This is a genomic window from Lawsonibacter sp. OA9 (assembly GCF_022440585.1).
The window spans coordinates 1-21,399 of the sequence record NZ_JAKNTI010000011.1 but is presented as its reverse complement, the minus strand read 5'-3'; the positions used below and the strand labels follow the sequence as shown (position 1 = coordinate 21,399).

Genomic DNA, 21,399 nt, shown 5'->3' with positions numbered 1-21,399 from the left:
TGACTGATAACGCGTTATCTGTATGTTTGCTGGTGGCGGCAGTTATTTTAGTCAATTATCTGTTTTTTCTTTATCTGTTTGGGATTCCTGTCCTTCTTCTGACAAACTCAACATTCTGCAGTTCATGGAAAAAGAGTCTGGACCTGTTAAAACGAAGAAAGGTACGTACGGTTGGAAAACTTTTTTCATATATTCTTGCTTATTTGTCGGTGCTCTGTGTAGCGTGGGGGATTGCGGTAAGTGTGCTTGCCGGACTTGCCAGGTATTTTCATGGCGAAAATGAGGGTAGATGGTATTTTGGATTGTATTATAATACCTTTGCGGGTATCTGGAATATTGTGACGGGTGCGATTGCTTCTGTATTTTTTTGTGCAATAACAATTGTTTTATATCACTGTTACAAAGGTGAAAGCCGTCCGAGAGCCGTAAAGAAGCCATGGACGATAAAGAGGCTGATGATTCGTACCGTGGTAGTTCTGACTGTAATTGTTATGCTTGTTTTTATGGGAGATACGGAACTGGGGAGACAGTTTTTTTATTCAGATAGTTCAAAGGCAGCAGTAATTGCACATCGTGCAGGAGCAGCTTTTGCACCTGAAAATACGGTTGCTGCATTAAATGAGGCTATTGAGGATGGGGCAAATATGGCAGAAATTGATGTTCAGCAATTAAATGATGGTACACTTATCGTTCTGCATGACACGAATTTTAAAAGAACTACCGGGGTGGATTTAAATGTCTGGGATGCTGAATATACACAAGTAGAGGAGATGGATGCGGGAAGCTGTTATTCCCACCAATTTGCAGGAGAGCCAGTGCCTGCTCTGGAAGATATGCTGAAGGCCGCCAAAGGGAAAATTGACCTTATGATAGAACTTAAAGTCACGGGACATGAGAAAAGCCTTGTTGAGGATACACTCGAACTTATTGAGAAATATGATATGGAAAAACAGTGTAACATCGCATCGATGGACTTTAATTTGCTACAGCAGGTAAAATCATTGAATACTGAATTAAAAGCAACGTACATCTCAGTTTTGCTTGTGTCTAAATCCTACGATCTGAAACAGATTGACTGCTATAGTGTAGAAACAACTTTTTTATCGAGAGAATTAGTGTCTTCGGCACATGCTCAGGGGAAAATGGTGTATGGGTGGACGGCCAGCAGTAATGACAGTATTAAAAAAGTACTCAGTTGTGATGCTGACGGTGTTATCACGGATAATCCCCTTCTGGTACGATATATCATAGATACGTCAGAGGAGAATATTCTGATGGATGAAGTTGCAGATATATTTTTTTAGATTAATAAATTCTGATAATACTCACTATAAAGGAGGACTCCTGATGAATGAGAGTACCATATGCTTAATGAATGACTCGTTTTCTCCATTGATTGACGGGGTAGCCAATGCAGTGACAAACTATGCCGCCTGTTATCAGAAAAACTTTGGAAAAGCATACGTTGCGGTGCCATACCACCCGGATGCTGATGATGGGAATTTTCCGTTTCCCGTAATTCGTTACCGGAGTTTTGATACTACTGAACTGTTAAATTACCGCGCAGGATATCCTTTTTCGGTAAGTGCAATGAAAGCGTTGAAGGAGGCTGATTTGAGTCTCATTCACAGTCACTGTCCGTTTATGTCAACTGTTTTAGCCCGTATACTGCGCAGGTGTGTAGATGTGCCGTTGGTATTTACATACCATACTAAATTTGATGTAGATATTGCAAAAACAGTTTCTTCAAAAATTTTACAGAAGCAGGCTGTGAATCTCATTCTGGATAATATTAATGCATGTGATGAGGTCTGGACAGTCAGTGAGGGGGCAGGGGAAAATTTGCGTTCTCTGGGTTATAAAGGGGATTACATTATCATGCGAAATGGGGTTGATTTTCCAAGGGGACGCGTATCAAAAGAGAGTATAAGCAAAGCCACAGAAGGGGCAGATCTGCCCCCCAATGTGCCCGTTTATCTTTTTGTGGGGCGTATGATGTGGTATAAGGGACTTAAGATTATCTTCGACAGTCTGTGTATGCTTCAGGATGGCGGAAAAGATTTTCGGTTGATCATGATCGGAGAAGGAAATGATAAAGAAGAAATGGAGCGTTATACAGAGGAAGCAGGAATTGGTAATAAATGTAATTTTACGGGGGCAATCTACGACAGAGAGGTTTTGAGGGCATGGTACTGCCGTGCTGACCTGTTCTTATTTCCTTCCAGCTATGATACAAATGGTCTGGTAGTGCGTGAGGCAGCCGCGTGTGGACTTGCCAGTGTACTGATTAAAGGAAGCTGCGCAGGAGAGGGAATATCAGATGGAAAAAATGGATTTCTGTGTGAGGAAAATGCAGAGGGAATGTATTTTTTATTAAAAAAGATACAGGAAAATCCAGAAGTAACGAGTCGGGCAGGTCGATGTGCAATGGATATGCTTTACCTTTCCTGGGAGGATAGCGTAGCTAAAGCTGTTGAGCGATATGAGGTTATAAAAGAGAAATATGCCAGAAAGGAGTATACTGGCCAGAAGTGTTTTTCAGATGATATGCTCTCTGTCACAGGGAATGCCATGAAGAGAATTGAGACATTGAGGGAATTGCAGAAATCGTCGAAGGAGAAAATTGCAGCCATGTATGAGTGGCAGAAAATGCATCTGGGTAATATCGTAGATTATCTTTGGAAATAAAATAGACTCTCTATCATAGAAACAGCTTATCACATAATCTGTTTACTATACAGAGAGCCTATTTCACTTCACAAGCTCTGCCGGTATGGCAGGCTATTCAAACATCAGTATTTCAAGCGTTAGGCAACCTGTACATTGACAGCCTGTAAACCGCGATTTCCCTGTGTAGTTTCGAAAACAACTGACTGTCCGTCTTCTAATGTTTTGTAGCCATCCATTGCAAGACCGGAAAAATGAACAAATACGTCAGATCCGTCTTCTCCTGTGATAAAACCATAACCTTTTTCTGCATTAAACCATTTTACTGTACCTTTATTCATGAAAGATACCTCCTTAAATATAATTGCATTTTTCATTAAATAAAAAAACGCATAACCCTGTAAATCATTAATAGAATAATGACTTACAAAAATATGCGAAATCAAAACTTATTAAAAATACTTCTATACTATATCACGGAAATAAAAAGAAGTCAAGAACGAAATGAAATATGATTGTACGCATTTACATTTATCTGTATCATAAAAACACCGGAAATTTCTGTTCAGAAAATGAAGCCTGTCAGAATGTATACGGAATAAGCCAACAGGAAATATTAGTAAGAGGATTTAACGATAGTTTTCCGCACATTTCGCACATTTTGAGTCACGGCTGCACTTAAAGCGAGTTACAGAGTCGTCAAAGCGGTCGCAGGTACTTTTGGTAAACGTCACAGTATGAGTCACTTTACTGGCGTCTGTTGGGCATTTGTAATCATAAGTTTTTGTGTAATCCATTATGTACCTCATTTCTGTATTAGTGATATATCACTATTATAATATGAAAAAATCAAAAATTCCAGCGATACCTGATGTTTTTAAAAATAATGCAACCAAAAGAAGAGATGTGGTCTCTAATATGTGTAGGGCAAAAGAGATATTTTTTTACAGAAATATAAATTATTATAAAGAATTTGTATTCATGCTTAAGATAAGCAGATTATATGTTATAATAAAATCTATTGAATTTTAGAGAAATTGGAGTAAAAATGTCGATGAACGAAGCAGAAGATAAAAAAACATCACCCGACCTGGAATCCAGAATTGATCTGGCGATGGACAAGATTATTCAGGACACCATTGGTCATATTCCGGTGTCGGAACAGATAGATAATCCAGAGACAAAAAAGAAGAATAAAAAAGAGCCAAAGGTGAAAGAGTCAAAGAAAAAGGAAGTGAAACCGGAAATAAAAGTGCCTCCGGTGTATGCTGGATCTTTGGGTCCACTTGAGGAAGAGGAAGATATGCCTAAAAAGAAAAAAGGAATTGCCGGAAAGATCATTCTCGTTCTCTTTGTTTTGGCGTTACTGTCGGGAATCGGTGTCTATGGGTATTATGCCCATAATTACAGTGATAAGTTTTTTCCGGGAACGACGATCAACAATATTAACTGTGAAGGGCTGACTGCGGACCAGGCAGAGGAGCTTATCAAGAAAAAAGTGGAAGATTACCGAATTGACCTGAAGTTCAGAGGCGATGAGACAAAGAATTTTGAAGGTCAGACTATAGCCTATTCATACGCACCGGATGGAAGTGTTGACAAGGCACAAAAAGAGCAGAATCCACTGCTGTGGATCAAAGGTTATTTTGAGCCGGATCATTATAAGGTGGCAGAAAATATCACATATGATGAAAATGCACTCAGAGAGCAGGTGATGGCGCTGGATTGTATGCAGGCTGAAGCGATGCAGGCTCCGGTGGATGCATACATTGCATTCCAGAATGGACATTTTGAAATTGTTCCGGAAGTGGAAGGAACCACCATCGATACCGAGGCATTTTTTAACGCGGTTAAAGAGGCGGTATCTCAAAGCATAACGGAGCTTTCTGCGGAGGAGCAGGGTGTCTATGCACAGCCGGGAGTTCGAAGCAATGATGAGACACTGAACAGGCAAGTGGAAGAGCTCAACTCGCTTACCACAGCCAGCATTATTTATCAGCTTCCGACTGGCGAAGAAGTGCTGAATGGAAATACAATACGTGACTGGCTTTCCATCGACGAAAACGGTCATTATTATAAAGATGAAGCGGTTATGCAGCAGAAGATTGCAGAGTATGTCGCGGATATGGCCTCCAGGGTTGACACTGCCGGAAAGGAACGGCCGTTTACGACTACCAGTGGTCTTGAGATTACTGTAGGAGGGGGAGATTACGGCTGGAAAATCAATCAGGCTGAGGAAATTGCCGAGCTGACGCGAAATATAGCTAATAATGATCAGATTGCAAGAGAACCCGTTTATACAAGCCGTGAAGTTTCTACAGAAAATAACGGATTTGGCAATACTTATATTGAACTGAATATGACAGATCAGGAACTGTACTATTACCAGGATGGTCAGATCGTCGTTCAGAGTTCATTTGTTTCCGGAAAGATGACAAGAGACAGATATACACCGCCGGGAATCTTTACCCTGACTTATAAACAGAAAGACAGGGTGCTGCGGGGCGATAAACTGCCGGACGGAAGTTATTCATATGAGTCGCCGGTTAATTTCTGGATGCCCTTTAATGGAGGTATAGGTCTTCATGATGCGTCCTGGAGGAGTTCATTCGGAGGAACCATCTATAAAAACGGCGGATCGCATGGCTGTATTAACCTCCCATATTCCAAGGCTCAGGCTATATACAATATTATAACGAAAGATGTGCCGATCATATGCTTTTATACAGAACAGTATTCATTAAGATAGGCATACAGGATGAAAAGAGCCGGTTCTCGCTGTGAGAGCCGGTTTTTGATTTACAGTAAAATAACGCATTGGGAGAATTCAGAAAATCATGCAGGATATGGAGCAATACTAAAGAAATTATTAGGATTTCATTAAGAAACTGGGATAAACCGTACAACTGATAAAAAGTTTGCTATAATGGACCATAAACAGCTAAGGGGAAGTCATCATGGAAAACATCAAGACAAAAAAATCAATATTGCCGTCCTATGCCATTCTGCCTCTGTTGTCCTGTGTGGCGGTAAACTTTACCGTTTATCTGGGGGTCAACTATCTGACTGAGGGACGGAAACATTATGACCTGACACTTCCAGTGGACCGGGCAGTGCCGGTGGTGCCGGAATTTGCTGCGATTTATCTGGGGTGTTACGTATTTTGGATTGCGAATTACATCCTGATTGTGAGACAGAGTAAAGAGCATTGTATGCGTTTCGCAACAGCAGATATGATGTCCAGAATAGTATGCGGTCTTATCTATCTGGTGCTGCCGACGACAAATGTAAGACCGGTTCTTACCGGGGATGGATTATGGGTAACTGTTCTTCAGATGATATATCAGGCCGATCAGCCGACCAGGCTTTTTCCATCGATTCACTGTCTGGTGAGCTGGTTTTGCTATATCGGGATTCGCGGCCAAAAGAACATACACAGAGGCTACCGTATATTTTCCTGTATCTTTGCGGTTGCAGTCTGCATCTCTACACAGCTGACAAAGCAGCACTATATCGTGGATGTACTGGGCGGGATTTTACTGGCAGAGGGAACTTATTGGCTGGCATTCCATACACAGCTTTACAAATATCCGGAGAAGATATTTGATACGGTCAGTCAAAAACATTTATACAGACAGAGAAGAACCTGTGGGAAGGAAGGTGAATCGTGACAAGCAGAAAGAAAAAGATTATAAACACTGTATTTCTCCTGCTTGTATTTTTACTGACGGTTTACAGCGTATTCAGGGGTGAGGATCTGCACGAAGTGATGAAGGAGATCATGCGGGTGAATCCATGGTATCTGCTTCCGGGAGTGTTTGGTGTCGTGTTTTTCATCTGGGGTGAGTCTATTATTATTCATTATCTGTTCGGGACACTGGACATTCATGAGAAAAAATGGATCTGTTTTCAGTATTCATGTGTGGGATTCTTTTTCAGTGCCATAACGCCGTCTGCGAGCGGCGGACAACCCATGCAGATCTATTATATGCGGAAGCATAAAATACCGGTTCCGATTTCCACACTGGTTCTGATGATCGTTACGATAACCTATAAGCTGGTTTTGGTGGGGGTGGGACTTTTTGTGGCATTCTTTCAGAGAGGATTTGTCCACCGGTATCTGGAAGGGATTTTGCCCGTCTTTTATCTGGGGGTGTTTCTTAATGTGATTTGCTGCATTGCCATGTCCATTCTGGCGTTTCATCCGGTGCTGGCAAAATATATTGTGATGAAATGCCTTGGCATGCTGGAGCGTGCTCATATTCTTAAACGCAGACCGGAGCGTACACAGAGAATGGAAGCTTCCATGGATCAGTATAACGCGACGGCATCGTATCTGAGAAGCCATATGAGGGTAATTGTTAATGTGCTGGTGATTACTTTTCTGCAGAGGTTTGCATTATTTTTTGTCACATGGTTTGTATATAAGGCAATGGGGCTTCATGGGGCACATATTTATGATGTTGTAATGCTCCAGGCTGTGATATCCGTCTCAGTGGATATGCTGCCTTTGCCTGGTGGAATGGGGATCAGTGAAAACCTGTTTCTTATTATCTTCAAAACAATTTTTGCAGCAGGACTGCTGCTGCCGGGAATGGTTTTGAGCAGAGGGATTGCATATTATGTACAGCTGCTGCTCAGTGCAGGTATGACCTTATTTGCCCATTTGACAATTGGGCGGGAGACTTTAGATAAAACGTGATTGGGGAAAAAGAAAAAAATGATAGGATTCTATAATTATACAGTAGTTTTAACATACATAAGTCTTGTATCATCTGTATTTGGAATGACGCAGGCCATTCATGGGCGATTTAAGACTGCAATTCTCTGTCTGGCGATATCCGGACTGTGTGACATGTTTGACGGGAAGATTGCCCGTACCAAGAAAGACCGGACAGAAGATGAAAAGGCATTTGGCATACAGATTGATTCGTTGTGCGATGTTGTCTGTTTTGGCGCATTTCCTGCATTGATCTGTTATCTGCTGGGGGTTCGCGGACCCATAGGTATTGCAGTCATCATACTTTACTGTGTGAATTCTGTGATCAGACTGGCATATTTTAATGTTATGGAGATGAAGGATGCACTGGTGACAGCAGATGGAGAAAAATTTTACCGGGGACTTCCCATTACTTCTATGGCGGTAGTTCTTCCACTGGTATTTATGATCCAGTTTTTTGTACCGGACTGGGTCTTCAGAATATGCCTGCATCTGGCACTCCTTGGTGTTGGGGTGTTGTTTGTCGTAAATTTCAGGCTCAGGAAACCTAAGAACAGCACACTGGCAATTCTGGTATCTGTGGTAGGGATCGCAGTGCTGATCATGATTATTTTTACGAACTATCGGGTCAGGCTTCATGCAGGCTGGCCATGGCTGTGCAGGAGGTATCCCGTGTAGCAGGGATGTGAGGTGAATCTATGAAGTATATTGATAATAAAGGCAGAGTAAAGATCGAAGAAACTGCACAGGACAGGCTGCTGGAGTGGATCTATTCGCACCGTACAGGAAGAGCAATTCTGAAGTTTCTGGTGCAGCCGGGAATCACAAAGGCAGGCGGCTGGTTTCTTGAACAGCCGTGGTCTAAAGTCCTGATTACACCATTTATCAAAAAGAATCAGATTAACATGAGCTGCTACCAGGATCAGCAATATCGTTCCTACAATGATTTTTTTACCAGGAGAATCAAACCGGAATACCGCCCGATAGAGGGAACTGAGAAAACACTGGTATGTCCTTGCGATGGAAAACTGAGTGTGTATCCAATCTCGCCAAAGGGTAATAAAGAGAGCAGATTCTGCATTAAAAATACTTTTTATACGGTAAGCTCTCTGCTGCAGTCAAAAAGACTGGCTGAATATTATGAGGGGGGATGGGTCTGCGTATTTCGTCTGACGGTGGACGATTATCACCGCTACTGCTATGTTGATGACGGGCAAAAATCAATAAATTACAGAATTCCAGGTGCCTTTCATACGGTAAACCCGGCAGCGGGGGATGTGCTGCCGATCTATAAAGAGAACACCAGGGAATTCTCTCTTTTAAAAAGCCGGCATTTTAGAACGGTTGTCATGATGGAGGTAGGAGCACTGATGGTCGGGCGGATCACGAATTATCATGAAGCATGTCAGGTGAAGCGGGGACAGGAAAAAGGAAGGTTTGAATTTGGCGGTTCAACGATTATTCTTCTGTTTCAGAAAGGCGGAGTACAGATTGATGAACGCCTGATACAAAATACCGAAAAAGGTTATGAAACCATCGTGAGAATGGGGGAGAGGATAGGAGAGGCATAAAGAAAAAAATCCCGGTTCCGGGATTTTTTTCTTTAAATCAAATGATACCGTTCCAACAGCTCCTCAATGATTGTGCCGGATATTTTCTTTCTCAGCCTTCGCTCCACAAAATGTGCACCGAATGGCAGAGTGAGGTCGGTCAGTTTTTTACCATCCATCATTTTGGAAGTAGAATCAAGCAGGATGCGGATATCATAACAGGAGTTAAAAACTTCCGGTACGCCCCGGTCCACATCGAGCAGCGTATAGACTGCTTCCATTGCGGTTCTTACGGAGTATTCCGTTGTAAATACAGTATCACGGACGGTATCGGCAAACTGTCCGATGAATGCAAAATTTACACAGCCGTCAGGAACTACTTTGGGCCTGTCACCTTTAGTTCGCGGCATGAAGAATGCGGTGATATACGGCATCATGCAGGGAATGCAGCGAGCTGATTCCCTTGCCAGCCCCGGAATATCTTCAACAGGTACGCCGAGATGGAAAAGCCATTCCTGGGTAATTTCGAAACCGGTGCATTCTCTGAGTGGCTTTTTGATATAATCGCCCGGGACATCCGTGTAAAGACCGTAAACCCAGACGACAAGCTGATCTTTTGGCTGTTCTTTAAAATGAGGCTGTCTGTTCAGCGTATAACTCATAAGCCAGGAAGAATCCTTGACGGTGATAATACCACCGGTTACGGCTTTTCCAGAAAAGGGATCACGTTTGCAGACCTTCTTGATGTATTCCGGGATCTTTGCATCCAGTGTAGTAATCGTGGCACTTTCCCAGTTTGTAGCTTCCGTGTCTGTACAAAACTTATCAGGATTTCCAAAAGAAGGGTCCTGGCTGGCGATATTTCTCCAGAGTTCCCAGCATCCTCCACTTTCCGTATTCATCACAGGTACATGGTCGTGATCTCCCAGAGAAGAATTCTCAGTGCAGCTGCCGTTGGTGACGAAGACCAGGTCGTCTTCGATCAAGTCAATACATTCTTCTGCCCCGTTGTGGATGCACAGGATTTTGGAAGCTATTTTTTTACCGTCTTTGAATTCAAACCGTACATTCGTTACGCGCGTGTCATACTGGAACTGTACATTGTGTTTTTCAAGGTAATGTATCATTGGAAGAATCAGAGATTCATACTGGTTGTATTTTGTAAATTTCAGTGCTGAAAAATCCGGAAGCCCGCCAATATGATGTATGAATCTCTGAATATAAAGTTTCATCTCAAGGGCACTGTGCCATTTTTCAAACGCAAACATTGTCTGCCAGTACAGCCAGAAATTGGAGGAATAGAATTCCTCATCAAAGACATCGTTGATTGTTTTATCATAGAGGTCCTCATCCCTGGTCATGAACAGACGGACGATTTCCATGGATGCCTTTTCTGACAGTGCAAATTTGCCGTCGGTATGCGCGTCTTCCCCGCGGTTTACAGTGGCGCGTACCAGAGAGTAATTGGGATCACGCTTGTTCAGCCAATAGTATTCATCGAGTACGGATATTCCGTCTGTCTCAATGGAGGGGATGGAACGGAATAAATCCCACAGGCATTCGAAATGATTTTCCATCTCGCGTCCTCCGCGGATCACAAATCCTTTCTGGGGATCATTGATACCGTCACATGCTCCGCCGGGAAGGGAAAGCTCTTCCAGGATATGAATGTGTTCCCCTTTCATCTGGCCGTCACGTACCAGAAAGCAGGCAGCAGAGAGGGAGGCGAGACCGCTTCCTACGAGATAGGCACTTTTCTTGTCTACACCATCAGGTTTTACCGGATGGGCAAATGCTTCATAATTGCCGTTTGAATAATACATAAATGATACCTCCGTTTTTGTTGATGAGCGTATCATACAACAGTGTACAGAGGATTACGATAGACATTAACGCCGCTTTGTCAGACTTTTTGACATAGCGGCGTTAATGTCGTAAAACCATACAGTTAATGATCAATGTCTAAAGGCGGCTGTTTGTGCTGAATCGATTGAGTGCAGCTGAAATATCCCCCTGGATCAGAGTACTGAGACGGCCGATGATGACCTCAGGACTGTCTTTCATCCCTGTGCGGATCCAATCCAGCATCAGGCCAACGAATGCATATTTATAAAAGTCAGCGATGAACTTCTTATCCTCTTCGCGCACCGGAAGACCGTCTGATTTTTCTTCCACCACATCGATCAGGAGGTGGTATGTGACTTCGTACAGGTAACGTTCCACCTGCTCCCTGCTTATAGAATTATATACGTGGTTGATCAGTATGCGATTATCCAGCACGTATTCATAAATCTGCAGAAATCCCTGCTGCCAGGTATCATAAGTCTTTTTTCCTTCCAGGGCATCGGATGCCTCATTCAGGAAAAACCAGTCGAGCAGATCATAAATATCCTGAAAATGATAGTAAAACGTCTGGCGATTGACTTCGCAGTCTTCTGCGATATCTGTGACGGTGATCTTATCAAGCGGCTTCAGGGAAAGGAGTTTCCTGAGAGATGCCGCAAGAGCCCTTTTCGTAGTCTGAGACATTGCCGTTCCTCCTGTTATCCTGTTAAAAAAGGTGTGTTAAGTCCAGTGGACTTTGAATGATGTAATCCGGATTTTCGACCTTACCAAATCCATAGGAGGCAAACACAAATGGTATCTGCGGACCTGCCTCTTTTACAGCCTTGTAATCACCCGCTGTATCGCCGACATAGACGGGGGACTTTAAGTCATGCCTGTGGATGATCTCACGGATATTGTCGGCTTTTGCATTTCCGGTATCACCCGGACATAAATGGTCTTTGATATAGCAGCCGAAACCGGTACATTCCAGAAAGGTTTCGATATAGCCGGCCTCGCAGTTACTGACAAGAAACAGTGGGTAGCGTGCGGATAATATCTTTAGGACCTGGGGCCAGGCGGGATACAGCGGCGCGCCGTATTTTCTGAGCAGTTCATGTTCGTATTTGCAGCACATGTCGATCAGCTCGAGCTGGCGTTCACGTGTTTCTTCAGAAAATATAATGCCCGCAATATCAGGAAGTGTTCTGCCAAACACAGATTTCAGAAGATCCGGGGTGATCGTAAGATTTAAAGATGTATTTTTTGCCAGCACTTCCATCCATGCCCTGGCGACAATTTCCGTGGAATCCCATAGCGTTCCGTCTACATCTAATATAATGCTGTCAGTCATAATTTCTCCTCCCATTCTGGATTCTATTTTAAAGAGAATCAATGGAAATTGCAATCTTTATTTCCGTGGGCAACAAGCCAGCCGGGCATGCCTGCATATCCATCTGGCGACTGCTGCGGGGGTATTTGACTTTCCTTTTCAGAGCCTCCATGTTATAATGAGAACGCAAAGTGTTTGAATCAAAAGAAGACGGAGAACAGTTGTGAAAGAGTACGACAATGCAGAAAAACTAAAGGGTATTGTTGAGCCCCTGATTGAATGGTACCTGGAAAATAAACGAGTGCTTCCGTGGAGGGAACAGAAAAACCCATATTATATATGGATTTCAGAAATTATGCTGCAGCAGACCAGGGTAGAGGCGGTTAAGCCGTATTTTCAGCGATTTATCTCAGCACTTCCGACTGTTGAGGATGTTGCCTGCTGCGACGAGGCAAAACTGTTAAAATTATGGGAAGGTCTGGGGTATTATAACCGCGTTCGGAATATACAGAAAGCTGCACAGAGGGTTGTGGAGCTCTATGATGGGAAACTTCCTGCAGACTATGACGAATTGCTGGGACTTCCTGGAATTGGTGATTATACGGCAGGAGCAGTGGCATCAATTGCATATAATATACCGGTTCCAGCTGTGGATGGCAATGTCCTTCGGGTGGTATCACGGCTGACTGAAAACGTAGAGGATATTTTAAAGCAGAAAGTGAAGAACCAGATCCGGTCTGAGCTTTTGAAGATTATGCCGGTGGATGTCCCCGGAGAATTCAATCAGGCATTGATGGAACTCGGGGCGACTGTATGTGTGCCGAATGGAATGGCAAAGTGTGAGGCATGTCCGATCGCAAAGCTGTGTGGTGCCAGGCTCCATAACCGCCAGGGTGAAATTCCAGTCAGGAAAAAGGCAAAGGAACGCCGGCTTGAAGAAAAAACCGTCTTGATCATTCAGGACGGAGATAAAGTTGCGATAAGAAAACGTCCGTCCAAAGGACTCTTGGCGGGTCTGTATGAACTCGTGAATTTTGACGGGCATCTTAGTGAGGAAGAAGTTCTGGAGAGAATGAAAGGATATCAGCTTACAACACTCCGGATCCTTCCCGTTGAACAATCCAAACACATCTTTTCGCATGTGGAGTGGAGGATGATCGGATACATCGTAAAAGTTGCCGCATTGGAGGGCGATGAGAATAATGATATGTTGTTCGTGGATATCCGCCATGCTGAAGAAAAATATCCTGTGCCCGCCGCATTTGGTGCATACGCGGCATATATGAATATGCGACTGGGCCAGGGAAAATATACAGGAGGAAAACTATGAAACTGCTGACAGTGACAGTGCCCTGCTATAACTCACAGGAGTACATGAGCACCTGCATAGAATCATTGCTGAAAGGAGGAGATGAGGTAGAAATCGTCATTGTAGATGATGGCTCTACAGATGATACGCCGAAAATTGCAGATGAGTATGCCAGAAAATATCCCACCATCATAAAAGTGATCCATCAGGAAAACGGCGGTCACGGAGAGGCTGTCAATACAGGACTTGCAAATGCAGGAGGTCTGTATTTTAAAGTAGTGGACAGTGATGACTGGGTGAGTGAATCCGCATATAAAGCGATTCTGGAAGCATTAAAAAGATGTCTTGGCGGTCCGGAGACACTGGATATGCTGATAAGCAATTATGTGTATGAGAAGGTGGGCGCCAAACATAAGAGGGTAATGCGTTATCCGAATGCGCTGCCTCAGGGCAGGATATTTGGATGGGATGAAGTAAAGCCTTTGGGCAAGAGCCATTATCTCCTGATGCATTCGCTGATCTACCGGACGGAGCTGCTGCGCGAATGTGGACTGAAACTGCCGAAACACACTTTTTATGTGGACAATCTAGTTGCGTTTATACCATTTCCCTATGTGAAACACATGTATTATGCAGATGTAAACTTTTACCGTTACTATATCGGAAGAATAGACCAGTCAGTCAATGAGTCAGTGATGATCAAAAGGGTAGATCAGCAGCTGATGGTCAACCGGATGATGATCGACTGCATGGCGCAGCAGAAGTCGTTGAATAAACATGCGAGGAGTTATATGATGCATGCGCTGTCTATCATTATGACGGTTTCGTCTGTTATTCTGCTGCGGTCGGGAACAGAAGAAAATCTGGAAAAGAAAAATGAACTGTGGAAGTATCTGAAGGCGGCGGATGGAAAAACATATTTTAAACTGCGCTATGGGCTGCTCGGAAGGACGATGAATCTTCCTGGAAAAAGCGGCCGCAGGTTTTCGATTACGGCTTATAAGATCGTGCAGCGTATCTACGGCTTCAACTAGGAAGCCGAGATACAAGACTGCTCTTGTAGAAAATGAAATATGTAATCATACACAGGATAATTCCGGTAATTACATCAATGAGAGAATGCTGTTTCAGGAATAGCGTTGAGGCAATAATGGCGAGTGTCAGAATCAGGGATGCCCATTTCAGCCAGCGGTCCTGCCGCAGCATTTTTGAATTTGCCAGAGCCAGATGGATGCACAGTGAGTTGAAAACATGGATACTCGGCAGCACATTTGTGGGGGTATCATGCCTGTAAAGCAGCTGTACAATGTCAGTGAAGATGTTGTCATTGGCAAATTCTGCAGGCCTGATATTCAAACCGTTTGGATAAACGTAAGAGACGATCAGGAACAGCGTCATGCCGCTGGCAAGGCTGAAAAACATCTGATAGTATTCCCGTTTGTCCGGATTGACAAAAATAAAAAATAAAATGGCAACAAACATATAGACGAACCAGAAAATGTACGGGACGACAAAATATTCACAGAAAGGAATCACATCGTTCAGAGGTGCGCAGATAATATGAAGATCCTCTACCGACCTCTTTTCCAGCTGTGCAAAGCAAAACATGTAAACGATGCCAAAAATCAATATGGTAAAGCCGTGTTTGTATTTGCGTATCAGACGCAAGAAAATCACTCCTTAGTCGTTAGTTTTTGTGTAGGGCAGTCCGGGATAAAGCGGTCGAAAATTACGGAGTCAAAATATTTCCGGCTTTTCATAAGAGTAGCTTCCGAGTGAATCGTCCACGCAAATGCCGGAGTGCCAAAGCATTTGCGCAGAAATTTCAGAACAAACAGACGGGTGCCGCGGCTAAATTCATAGGCGATAAAGTCGGGGCGTCCATACCAGTTGAACATCAGGTATTCACTCAGGAACAGCAGGGGTCCGGGAGGTTCTTCGCCAGGATCAAAACGGCAGGAAAGCTGACCCCGCACGACACCCGGACGATTCTTTTTGTACCAGTGCAGAATAAAGGGACTGAATGATTCGATGCAGTATTTCCCTCTGTAGTCCTGCAGGAGTTCCGTAACGATGCTGCAGATTTGGGTATCGGTATGGTGAGATTTTAATTCTATGAGCAGGGGAACCTGACCTGCCACCAAAGTGAGGACTTCACTTAAACTGGGAATCGTCTCAGCGCTGCCGTTCAGGCGCAGCGATCTTAGCTGTTCATGCGTAAAGTCACGAATTCTGCCGTCTGTGCCGCACATTCGGCGCAGTGAGTTGTCATGAAAGACAACAGCTTTGTTATCCTTTGTGAGCTGTACATCCAGTTCGATAGCAAAACCCGCGTTCACAGCACGTGAAAAGGCGGCCAGTGAGTTCTCTGGAATACCCTCTTCGGCAGACCATAACCCGCGGTGGGCAAACAGCAGTCCGCAGAATTCACTGCATTGTTGCTGCATGGCTGTGCGGGGCATCAAAGCCAGCAACAGGATCAACAGTACAGATAACACCGACAACAGCAGAAGCAAATATAAAAACATGGTAATACCGCCTCCTGATTATTTGATAATGACGTTTAGCTGCCTACGGATACAACTGATATCCAGGCTGTCCAGGCTGCCTCCGGACTCACCGTCCAGGTGTACCGGCCGTTTGATACTGGTGCTGATATGTGCATTGCGGCATCTTAGAAAACGCACCCCTTTGAGGTGAATATGCTTTCCGAAAAATGCAGCTGGCAGCATTAGAAGTACCTTAAGCCTCGATATATCTGATACCACCATAAGATCCAGGCATCCATCCGCTGAATCGGCAGAAGGACAGAATTTAAACCCTCCGCCCTCATATTTCAGATTCATTGCAGCCAGAAACCAGACGTTGTAAAAGGAGACACTGCGGTCGCCGTCCATAGAAAGCTTCAGATCAAATCGCTTAAAAAACAGCAGATGTCTGAGTGCAATGGACGCATATGTAAGTTTGCCGAGCCCGAATCTGTTCAAAAAATCTTTAATCGGGGAAGCCAGCGCTTCATGGCAGATACCTGCATCAAAGCCAATGCCGCTGCTGATGACAAAACGGCGCTCCTTACCGGATGCCTGACAGACGCCAATATCAATTGTCCGGATAACCCGTGGTTTCAGAATCGCCTGCAGGGCGGTGGATACGTCTTTTGCCAGCCCCATACCACGCGCAAAATCATTGCCTGAACCGGTGGGAATATATCCAAAGATCACCTGCTCCGGGTGCGTCAGTCCGCTCACGATCTCATTGATCGTGCCGTCCCCGCCGATCGCCGCCAGGATATCGTCCGGTGTCAGTGTTCCGGAAAGCACTCGTGCCAGTTTTTTGGCGTGACCACGGTATTTTGTCAGAAACGCCTGATAGACTATGCGGCGCTTCTGTAATTCCTGTTCTACCTGATTCCAGATTTTCGCGCCCAGGTCTGAACGGGATTTTGGATTAATGATAAAATAGTACAAGGCTGTTCCTCCTCTCTAAGTATTTTAACAGCTGCTGCTATAATCGACAAGTGAATTAATTATAAAAATGGAAGGATGAATATATGTTTCGATATCTGGCAGTCTATCTGCTTATTATAAATCTGATAACACTTTTTGCCTACGGGATGGATAAACACCGTGCACGGCAAGGTTTGTGGCGTGTGAAAGAAAATACGCTTCTGCTGCTGGCAGTGATCGGGGGATCAGCCGGTGCGCTTCTGGGAATTTATGGTTTTCGCCATAAGACGAAGCATAAAAAGTTTACGGTACTCGTTCCTGTGTTTTTGGTTTGCCATGTAGCGCTGATGGTATATTTTTTCATGGAGTTTTACAACTGACCGTTGTATGTACTGTAAGAGGAACGAAAACTGGGTGATGAGGAAGTTAAAAAAATCGTGAAATGCTGATATTGAACGCAAAATTGCTTGAAAAGACATAAAAAAGTCAGTTGAATGCTGCATTATGAAAAACAACGACAGATTCTGACAATTTTATTGATTTTAACACGAAAAGAAGGTATAACTATAATACATGGGTATACTTACTCTGACATAATAATCTAGACAGAAAAAAGGGCGGGACAATCAGTGAGTGAAGAAAAGATTCTGGTATTTCCACTTTCTCAAAGCCAGCAGAACATCTGGAATCTGGAGCGCACGTTTGCGGGTACATCGATAAACAATATCAGTACTACAGTCCGTATCCACGGACGGGTAGACTTTGTGCTTCTGCAGAAAAGTATTGAGATGGTTCTTGAAGCGGATATATCACTTCGCACGCAGTTGACGATGCGGGATGATATGCCGATGCAGTATCACGTTCCTTACAGGGAGCAGGCTTTTGAGATATACGATTTTACACACACAAACGATAAAGGAATTGAAAGCTGGGAGGCTACGGTGAGCCGTGAAGTACTTCCTCTGCTTGATATGCCTTTGTATCGTTTTGTTCTATTTCGCTCGGGAGAAAACGAGGGCGGAGTCTTTATTAAGGTTCACCATATCATATCAGATGGCTGGTCGCAGATGCTGTTGTGCAACCGTATCGCGCAGTATTACCTGGAACTTTTGGCTGAAAGAGAGCCTCAGATTGAATTTGCCCCGGACTACCGTCAGCATGTGGAGGAAGAAGAAAAATATCTGGCTTCCAGAACATACAGCCGGGACAGAGAATACTGGGAGCAGGTAGTCAGACAATCGGGAGAGCCGTCGGTCATCAAATCTGTAAAAAGTGCAGCTGTCAGTCCGGTAGGACGCAGGCTTAGTTTTCAGCTGCCGCAGACACTGAATCATGCAATCTACTCATACTGTATCAAGAATCGTGTGGCGCCATTTGCAGTGTTTTATATGGCACTGGCGATTTATTTTCGGAGAATCGGAGGAGCAATCCGGTTTACGATCGGTACACCGATCGTAAACCGGATTAATTTTATCGACAAACAAAGCACCGGAATGTTTGTCAATACCTTACCCTTTTATAATGAAATCAACGATGACTGGAACCTTGACCAGTTCAACGAGGCCTTGATGGATCAGTGGTATGAGATGCTTCGCCATCAGAGATTTCCGTTTTCTCATATTGCAGAGCTTGCAGACAGATATGGAAGAGAAGACAGCAGGCTGTTCCATATCGCGCTCTCTTACCAGGACAGCAAGGTATATGAAAGCCCGGATGCTTCCGTTACTTTTCAGGGAAGATGGCATTACAGCGGATATCAGGCGGAGCAGCTCTGCATTCATCTGAGCAATATGGAAGACCACAGGCAGTATTCGGTTGACTATGATTATCTGACACAGTTGTTTTCAGAGGACGAGATCTACCGGCTTCATGAAAATCTGGAAAATATTCTTCAGGAAGCGCTTGGCAGTCCGTCAAAACCGATCTATCAGCTTGCGGTCCTCTCAAAAGAAGAGAGAGAGCGTGTACTTTATACATTCAATCATACGGGCAGGACGCTGGAAGAAAAATGCCTGTATGATGTGTTCAGTGAAAATGTCAGAGACTATCCGAAGCGGGTAGCAGTCATCTGCGGCGGTGAAAGAATGACTTATGAGGAACTGGATCATCACGGCGCAGTTCTTTCAGCGAAACTGCAGAAGATTTTTAAAGGAGGTGCGGGTGTTGCGGTGCTGCTGCTTCCGAGAGATTTTTCACTTTTTACGGCGCTGACAGGAGTCCTGCATTCGGGAAATGCGTATTTATTGCTGTCTGCCGAACTCCCTGCAGGGCGGATACGAATGATTCTGGAGAAAAGTGATGCAGGGGTTCTTGTCACACAGCGCGCCATATATGAGCAGATGACGGATGTAGTTAAAATCCCGGTGATTTTTGCGGATGAGGTAAATGTGGCGGATCATCCTGCGGACAGCAGGAAGGCCGTGATGGATGATCTTGCGTATATTGTTTATACATCAGGAAGCACAGGTGAACCAAAAGGAGTGGAGATCACTCAGAAGAATCTGTTGAATTTCTGCCGTGCCATGACACCGGTCTATGGGCGGGGGGCGGTACTTTCCGTATGCAATACTGGATTTGACGCATTTACGATTGAAAGCACTGCGGCGCTGCTGAACGGCCGGACGGTAGTTCTTCCAAAAGATATGGAACAGGAATCCCCCCGCAGGCTCGCTGAACTTATTCGTGGGTACGCAGTCGGATTCCTTTCCATTACTCCGTCACGGCTTACGGCATTTTTAAAAGAACCGGCGTTTTGCTGCGCGATGCGGACAATGGAAAGTATTGTGTGCGGCGGCGAAGCTTTTCCAGGGGAACTTTTGAAACAGCTCAGGACCTGTACGGGTGCCCGTATCTATAACCAGTACGGACCGTCGGAGACGACAGTGGGTGTGACGGTCAAAGAGCTGGGAAACGCTTCGGCGATCACGATCGGAAAACCAATGCCCAACTGCAGGATGTATATACTGGATCCGTGGATGAATCCGCTGCCGGCGGGGGTATACGGAGAGCTGTATATCGGCGGTCTGTGTGTTGGCAGAGGGTACCGTGGGGATGAGCAGCTCACAAGAGAAAAATTTATAGAGAATCCATTTGAGACAGGGGAAATCATGTATGCGACGGGAGATGCTGCCTGCTGGACTCAGGATGGAGAAATCCTGCTGGCCGGCAGGTTTGACCGTCAGGTTAAGCTCCGCGGGCTCAGAGTGGAGCCACAGGAGATTGCAGACTGTATTGCATCCTATCCGGGGGTCAAAGAAGCGGCGGCAAAAGTATGTGATCTAAATGGACAGATGGTGCTGGCAGCTTATTACTGTGCAGATGTTGAAATACCGGAGGTTGAACTTTTGACTTTTGCAGCGTCCTACCTGCCGAGATATATGATACCGGCGGTTGTTGTGAGGATGGAAAAGCTGCCGCTGCTTTCAAGCGGTAAAACAGATGAAAGCCGGCTTCCGGTACCGGTTATGGGGAACAGCATTGAAAGCGAGCAGGGCAGCGCACTGATCAGACAGATCACCGCCATGTTTTCCAGGGTATTAAAACGGCCGGAGATCAAAGCAGACAGTGACTATTTTCTTTATGGCGGAAATTCTTTAAATGCCATGGAAGTACTGGGTGAGCTCGAAGAGCAGACCGGACAGTTATTCCGGGTATCAGATCTCTATGCCTGCAGAACGGCACGGAGACTGGCACAGTATATAAGCAAAGAAGAAAACGCGGGAAACCTGAACCAGGTACAGCAGGAACATCTGAAACCGGCGCCTTCCATGGAACGTTATCCGCTGTCGCCGATACAGCAGGGCATCTATATACAGACACGTATGGATGAGGGCGGATTGTCCTATCATATGCCGGGCGCTTTCCGGCTACGGGAAGATGTGGATACCGACAGACTGGAACATGCGTTTGAGCGGCTGATCACAGAGGATCCGTTATTCCGTACAGAATTTGTACAGGACCAGGATGGAGTTTTTGCTCGTGTCAGAGATCAGGTGGAATTTTCACTGCAGATACTGAGCGGTACAGATCTGACTGAGGTGAGCAGTTCTTTTGTCGTTCCGTTTGACCTGGCAAAGGCGCCGCTCCTGAGAGCCGGGATATTGAAAGATAATGCAGGAGAAAACATCTTATTGATTGATGTCCACCATATCATTGGAGATGGAATGAGTACACCGCTCATGATGTCGCGGCTGGAACGGTATTATCAGGGGGGTGAGCAGAAGAGATGTGAATTAAGCTATCTTGATTTTGCATATGCAGTTTCTGCGGAGAAAGACAGGAACCTGGATGCCGATAAAGCATACTGGAAGGAACACCTGACACCGCTGCCGGAGCAGATTATGCTGCCCACTGATTTTCCACGTCGGAAGGCGTTTGATTTTAAAGGGGGGTACTATGTTCACCGGATCCAGAGCGGACTTTCAGGTAAATGCAGTGAATTCTGTGCGGAGCAGGGAATCTCACCTTATATGCTTTTTCTGGCAGTATATGGAATACTGCTCTCGGCAATATCCGGAAAGCGCGAGATGATAATCGGGACTCCGGTTTCC

General features: G+C 44.7%; 18 protein-coding genes. 11 read left to right on the top strand and 7 right to left on the bottom strand.

The window, feature by feature from the left end:
* On the top strand, positions 1–1,304 hold a 1,304-nt coding region (locus tag MCG44_RS00470; RefSeq protein WP_240286167.1), incomplete at its 5' end, for a glycerophosphodiester phosphodiesterase family protein.
* Between the two features lie 43 nt (positions 1,305–1,347).
* Positions 1,348–2,688, top strand: coding sequence for a glycosyltransferase (locus MCG44_RS00465; RefSeq protein WP_240286165.1), 1,341 nt, complete (start codon positions 1,348–1,350; stop codon positions 2,686–2,688).
* 119 nt (positions 2,689–2,807) lie between these two features.
* Here MCG44_RS00465 and MCG44_RS00460 read toward each other — a convergent pair whose 3' ends face one another.
* Positions 2,808–3,008 (bottom strand): cold-shock protein, encoded by a 201-nt coding sequence (locus tag MCG44_RS00460; RefSeq protein WP_240286162.1) that lies wholly within the window; start codon positions 3,006–3,008, stop codon positions 2,808–2,810.
* A 713-nt stretch (positions 3,009–3,721) separates the two neighbouring features.
* Between MCG44_RS00460 and MCG44_RS00455 the strand changes: the two genes are divergently transcribed.
* The 5 genes from MCG44_RS00455 to MCG44_RS00435 all read left to right on the top strand — a co-directional run bounded on the left by MCG44_RS00455 (position 3,722) and on the right by MCG44_RS00435 (position 8,958).
* Positions 3,722–5,416 (top strand): L,D-transpeptidase family protein, encoded by a 1,695-nt coding sequence (locus MCG44_RS00455; protein WP_240286160.1) that lies wholly within the window; start codon positions 3,722–3,724, stop codon positions 5,414–5,416.
* Positions 5,417–5,624: 208 nt separating this feature from the next.
* The gene (locus tag MCG44_RS00450; RefSeq protein ID WP_240286158.1) at positions 5,625–6,338 is read left to right on the top strand and encodes a phosphatase PAP2 family protein; all 714 of its coding nucleotides are present in this window, start codon (positions 5,625–5,627) and stop codon (positions 6,336–6,338) included.
* Complete coding sequence (locus MCG44_RS00445; protein ID WP_240286157.1) at positions 6,335–7,369, top strand: lysylphosphatidylglycerol synthase transmembrane domain-containing protein; 1,035 nt, start codon at positions 6,335–6,337, stop codon at positions 7,367–7,369. Before MCG44_RS00450 ends, MCG44_RS00445 begins: the two co-directional genes overlap by 4 nt.
* A complete protein-coding gene (locus MCG44_RS00440) occupies positions 7,370–8,065 on the top strand; it encodes a CDP-alcohol phosphatidyltransferase family protein (RefSeq protein ID WP_412531120.1) in 696 nt (231 codons plus the stop codon).
* Positions 8,066–8,085: 20 nt separating this feature from the next.
* On the top strand, positions 8,086–8,958 hold the full coding sequence (locus tag MCG44_RS00435; protein WP_240286154.1) for a phosphatidylserine decarboxylase: 873 nt from the start codon (positions 8,086–8,088) through the stop codon (positions 8,956–8,958).
* Between the two features lie 32 nt (positions 8,959–8,990).
* Here the strand turns inward: MCG44_RS00435 and MCG44_RS00430 are convergent, their stop codons facing one another.
* The 3 genes from MCG44_RS00430 to MCG44_RS00420 all read right to left on the bottom strand — a co-directional run bounded on the left by MCG44_RS00430 (position 8,991) and on the right by MCG44_RS00420 (position 12,115).
* Positions 8,991–10,760 (bottom strand): oleate hydratase, encoded by a 1,770-nt coding sequence (locus MCG44_RS00430; RefSeq protein ID WP_240286152.1) that lies wholly within the window; start codon positions 10,758–10,760, stop codon positions 8,991–8,993.
* 139 nt (positions 10,761–10,899) lie between these two features.
* On the bottom strand, positions 10,900–11,466 hold the full coding sequence (locus tag MCG44_RS00425; RefSeq protein ID WP_240286150.1) for a TetR/AcrR family transcriptional regulator: 567 nt from the start codon (positions 11,464–11,466) through the stop codon (positions 10,900–10,902).
* Positions 11,467–11,488: 22 nt separating this feature from the next.
* Entirely contained in the window at positions 11,489–12,115 is a 627-nt protein-coding gene (locus MCG44_RS00420) for an HAD family hydrolase (RefSeq protein ID WP_240286148.1), read from the bottom strand.
* Between the two features lie 202 nt (positions 12,116–12,317).
* Between MCG44_RS00420 and mutY the strand changes: the two genes are divergently transcribed.
* Complete coding sequence (gene mutY, locus MCG44_RS00415; protein ID WP_240286146.1) at positions 12,318–13,424, top strand: A/G-specific adenine glycosylase; 1,107 nt, start codon at positions 12,318–12,320, stop codon at positions 13,422–13,424.
* Positions 13,421–14,437, top strand: a complete 1,017-nt coding sequence (locus tag MCG44_RS00410; RefSeq protein WP_240286144.1) for a glycosyltransferase family 2 protein — start codon at positions 13,421–13,423, stop codon at positions 14,435–14,437. The genes mutY and MCG44_RS00410 overlap by 4 nt, the downstream gene beginning before the upstream one ends.
* Here the strand turns inward: MCG44_RS00410 and MCG44_RS00405 are convergent.
* Genes MCG44_RS00405 through MCG44_RS00395 form a run of 3 tightly spaced genes read right to left on the bottom strand, consistent with a single transcriptional unit; the run spans position 14,430 to position 16,870 of the window.
* Positions 14,430–15,071: a phosphatase PAP2 family protein gene (locus tag MCG44_RS00405; RefSeq protein ID WP_263858358.1), complete on the bottom strand. Its 642-nt coding sequence runs from the start codon at positions 15,069–15,071 to the stop codon at positions 14,430–14,432. The two genes, MCG44_RS00410 and MCG44_RS00405, sit on opposite strands and share 8 nt — an antisense overlap.
* A 5-nt stretch (positions 15,072–15,076) precedes the next feature.
* Positions 15,077–15,931, bottom strand: a complete 855-nt coding sequence (locus tag MCG44_RS00400) for a glycerophosphodiester phosphodiesterase (RefSeq protein ID WP_240286140.1) — start codon at positions 15,929–15,931, stop codon at positions 15,077–15,079.
* An 18-nt stretch (positions 15,932–15,949) separates the two neighbouring features.
* Positions 15,950–16,870, bottom strand: a complete 921-nt coding sequence (locus MCG44_RS00395; protein WP_240286138.1) for a diacylglycerol/lipid kinase family protein — start codon at positions 16,868–16,870, stop codon at positions 15,950–15,952.
* An 83-nt stretch (positions 16,871–16,953) separates the two neighbouring features.
* On the opposite strand from MCG44_RS00395, the gene MCG44_RS00390 reads away from it, so the two are divergent.
* Complete coding sequence (locus tag MCG44_RS00390) at positions 16,954–17,229, top strand: DUF1294 domain-containing protein (protein ID WP_240286136.1); 276 nt, start codon at positions 16,954–16,956, stop codon at positions 17,227–17,229.
* Positions 17,230–17,478: 249 nt separating this feature from the next.
* A partial coding sequence (locus tag MCG44_RS00385) for a non-ribosomal peptide synthetase (protein WP_240286134.1) occupies positions 17,479–21,399 on the top strand: 3,921 nt, incomplete at its 3' end.

What these genes read in the sequence shown, in the direction of transcription:
- MCG44_RS00465 (WP_240286165.1), top strand. Translation starts at nt 1,348, where the DNA reads ATGAATGAGAGTACCATATGCTTAATGAATGACTCGTTTTCTCCATTG.
- MCG44_RS00460 (WP_240286162.1), bottom strand. Translation starts at nt 3,008, where the DNA reads ATGAATAAAGGTACAGTAAAATGGTTTAATGCAGAAAAAGGTTATGGT.
- MCG44_RS00455 (WP_240286160.1), top strand. Translation starts at nt 3,722, where the DNA reads ATGAACGAAGCAGAAGATAAAAAAACATCACCCGACCTGGAATCCAGA.
- MCG44_RS00450 (WP_240286158.1), top strand. Translation starts at nt 5,625, where the DNA reads ATGGAAAACATCAAGACAAAAAAATCAATATTGCCGTCCTATGCCATT.
- MCG44_RS00435 (WP_240286154.1), top strand. Translation starts at nt 8,086, where the DNA reads ATGAAGTATATTGATAATAAAGGCAGAGTAAAGATCGAAGAAACTGCA.
- MCG44_RS00430 (WP_240286152.1), bottom strand. Translation starts at nt 10,760, where the DNA reads ATGTATTATTCAAACGGCAATTATGAAGCATTTGCCCATCCGGTAAAA.
- MCG44_RS00425 (WP_240286150.1), bottom strand. Translation starts at nt 11,466, where the DNA reads ATGTCTCAGACTACGAAAAGGGCTCTTGCGGCATCTCTCAGGAAACTC.
- MCG44_RS00420 (WP_240286148.1), bottom strand. Translation starts at nt 12,115, where the DNA reads ATGACTGACAGCATTATATTAGATGTAGACGGAACGCTATGGGATTCC.
- MCG44_RS00410 (WP_240286144.1), top strand. Translation starts at nt 13,421, where the DNA reads ATGAAACTGCTGACAGTGACAGTGCCCTGCTATAACTCACAGGAGTAC.
- MCG44_RS00400 (WP_240286140.1), bottom strand. Translation starts at nt 15,931, where the DNA reads ATGTTTTTATATTTGCTTCTGCTGTTGTCGGTGTTATCTGTACTGTTG.
- MCG44_RS00390 (WP_240286136.1), top strand. Translation starts at nt 16,954, where the DNA reads ATGTTTCGATATCTGGCAGTCTATCTGCTTATTATAAATCTGATAACA.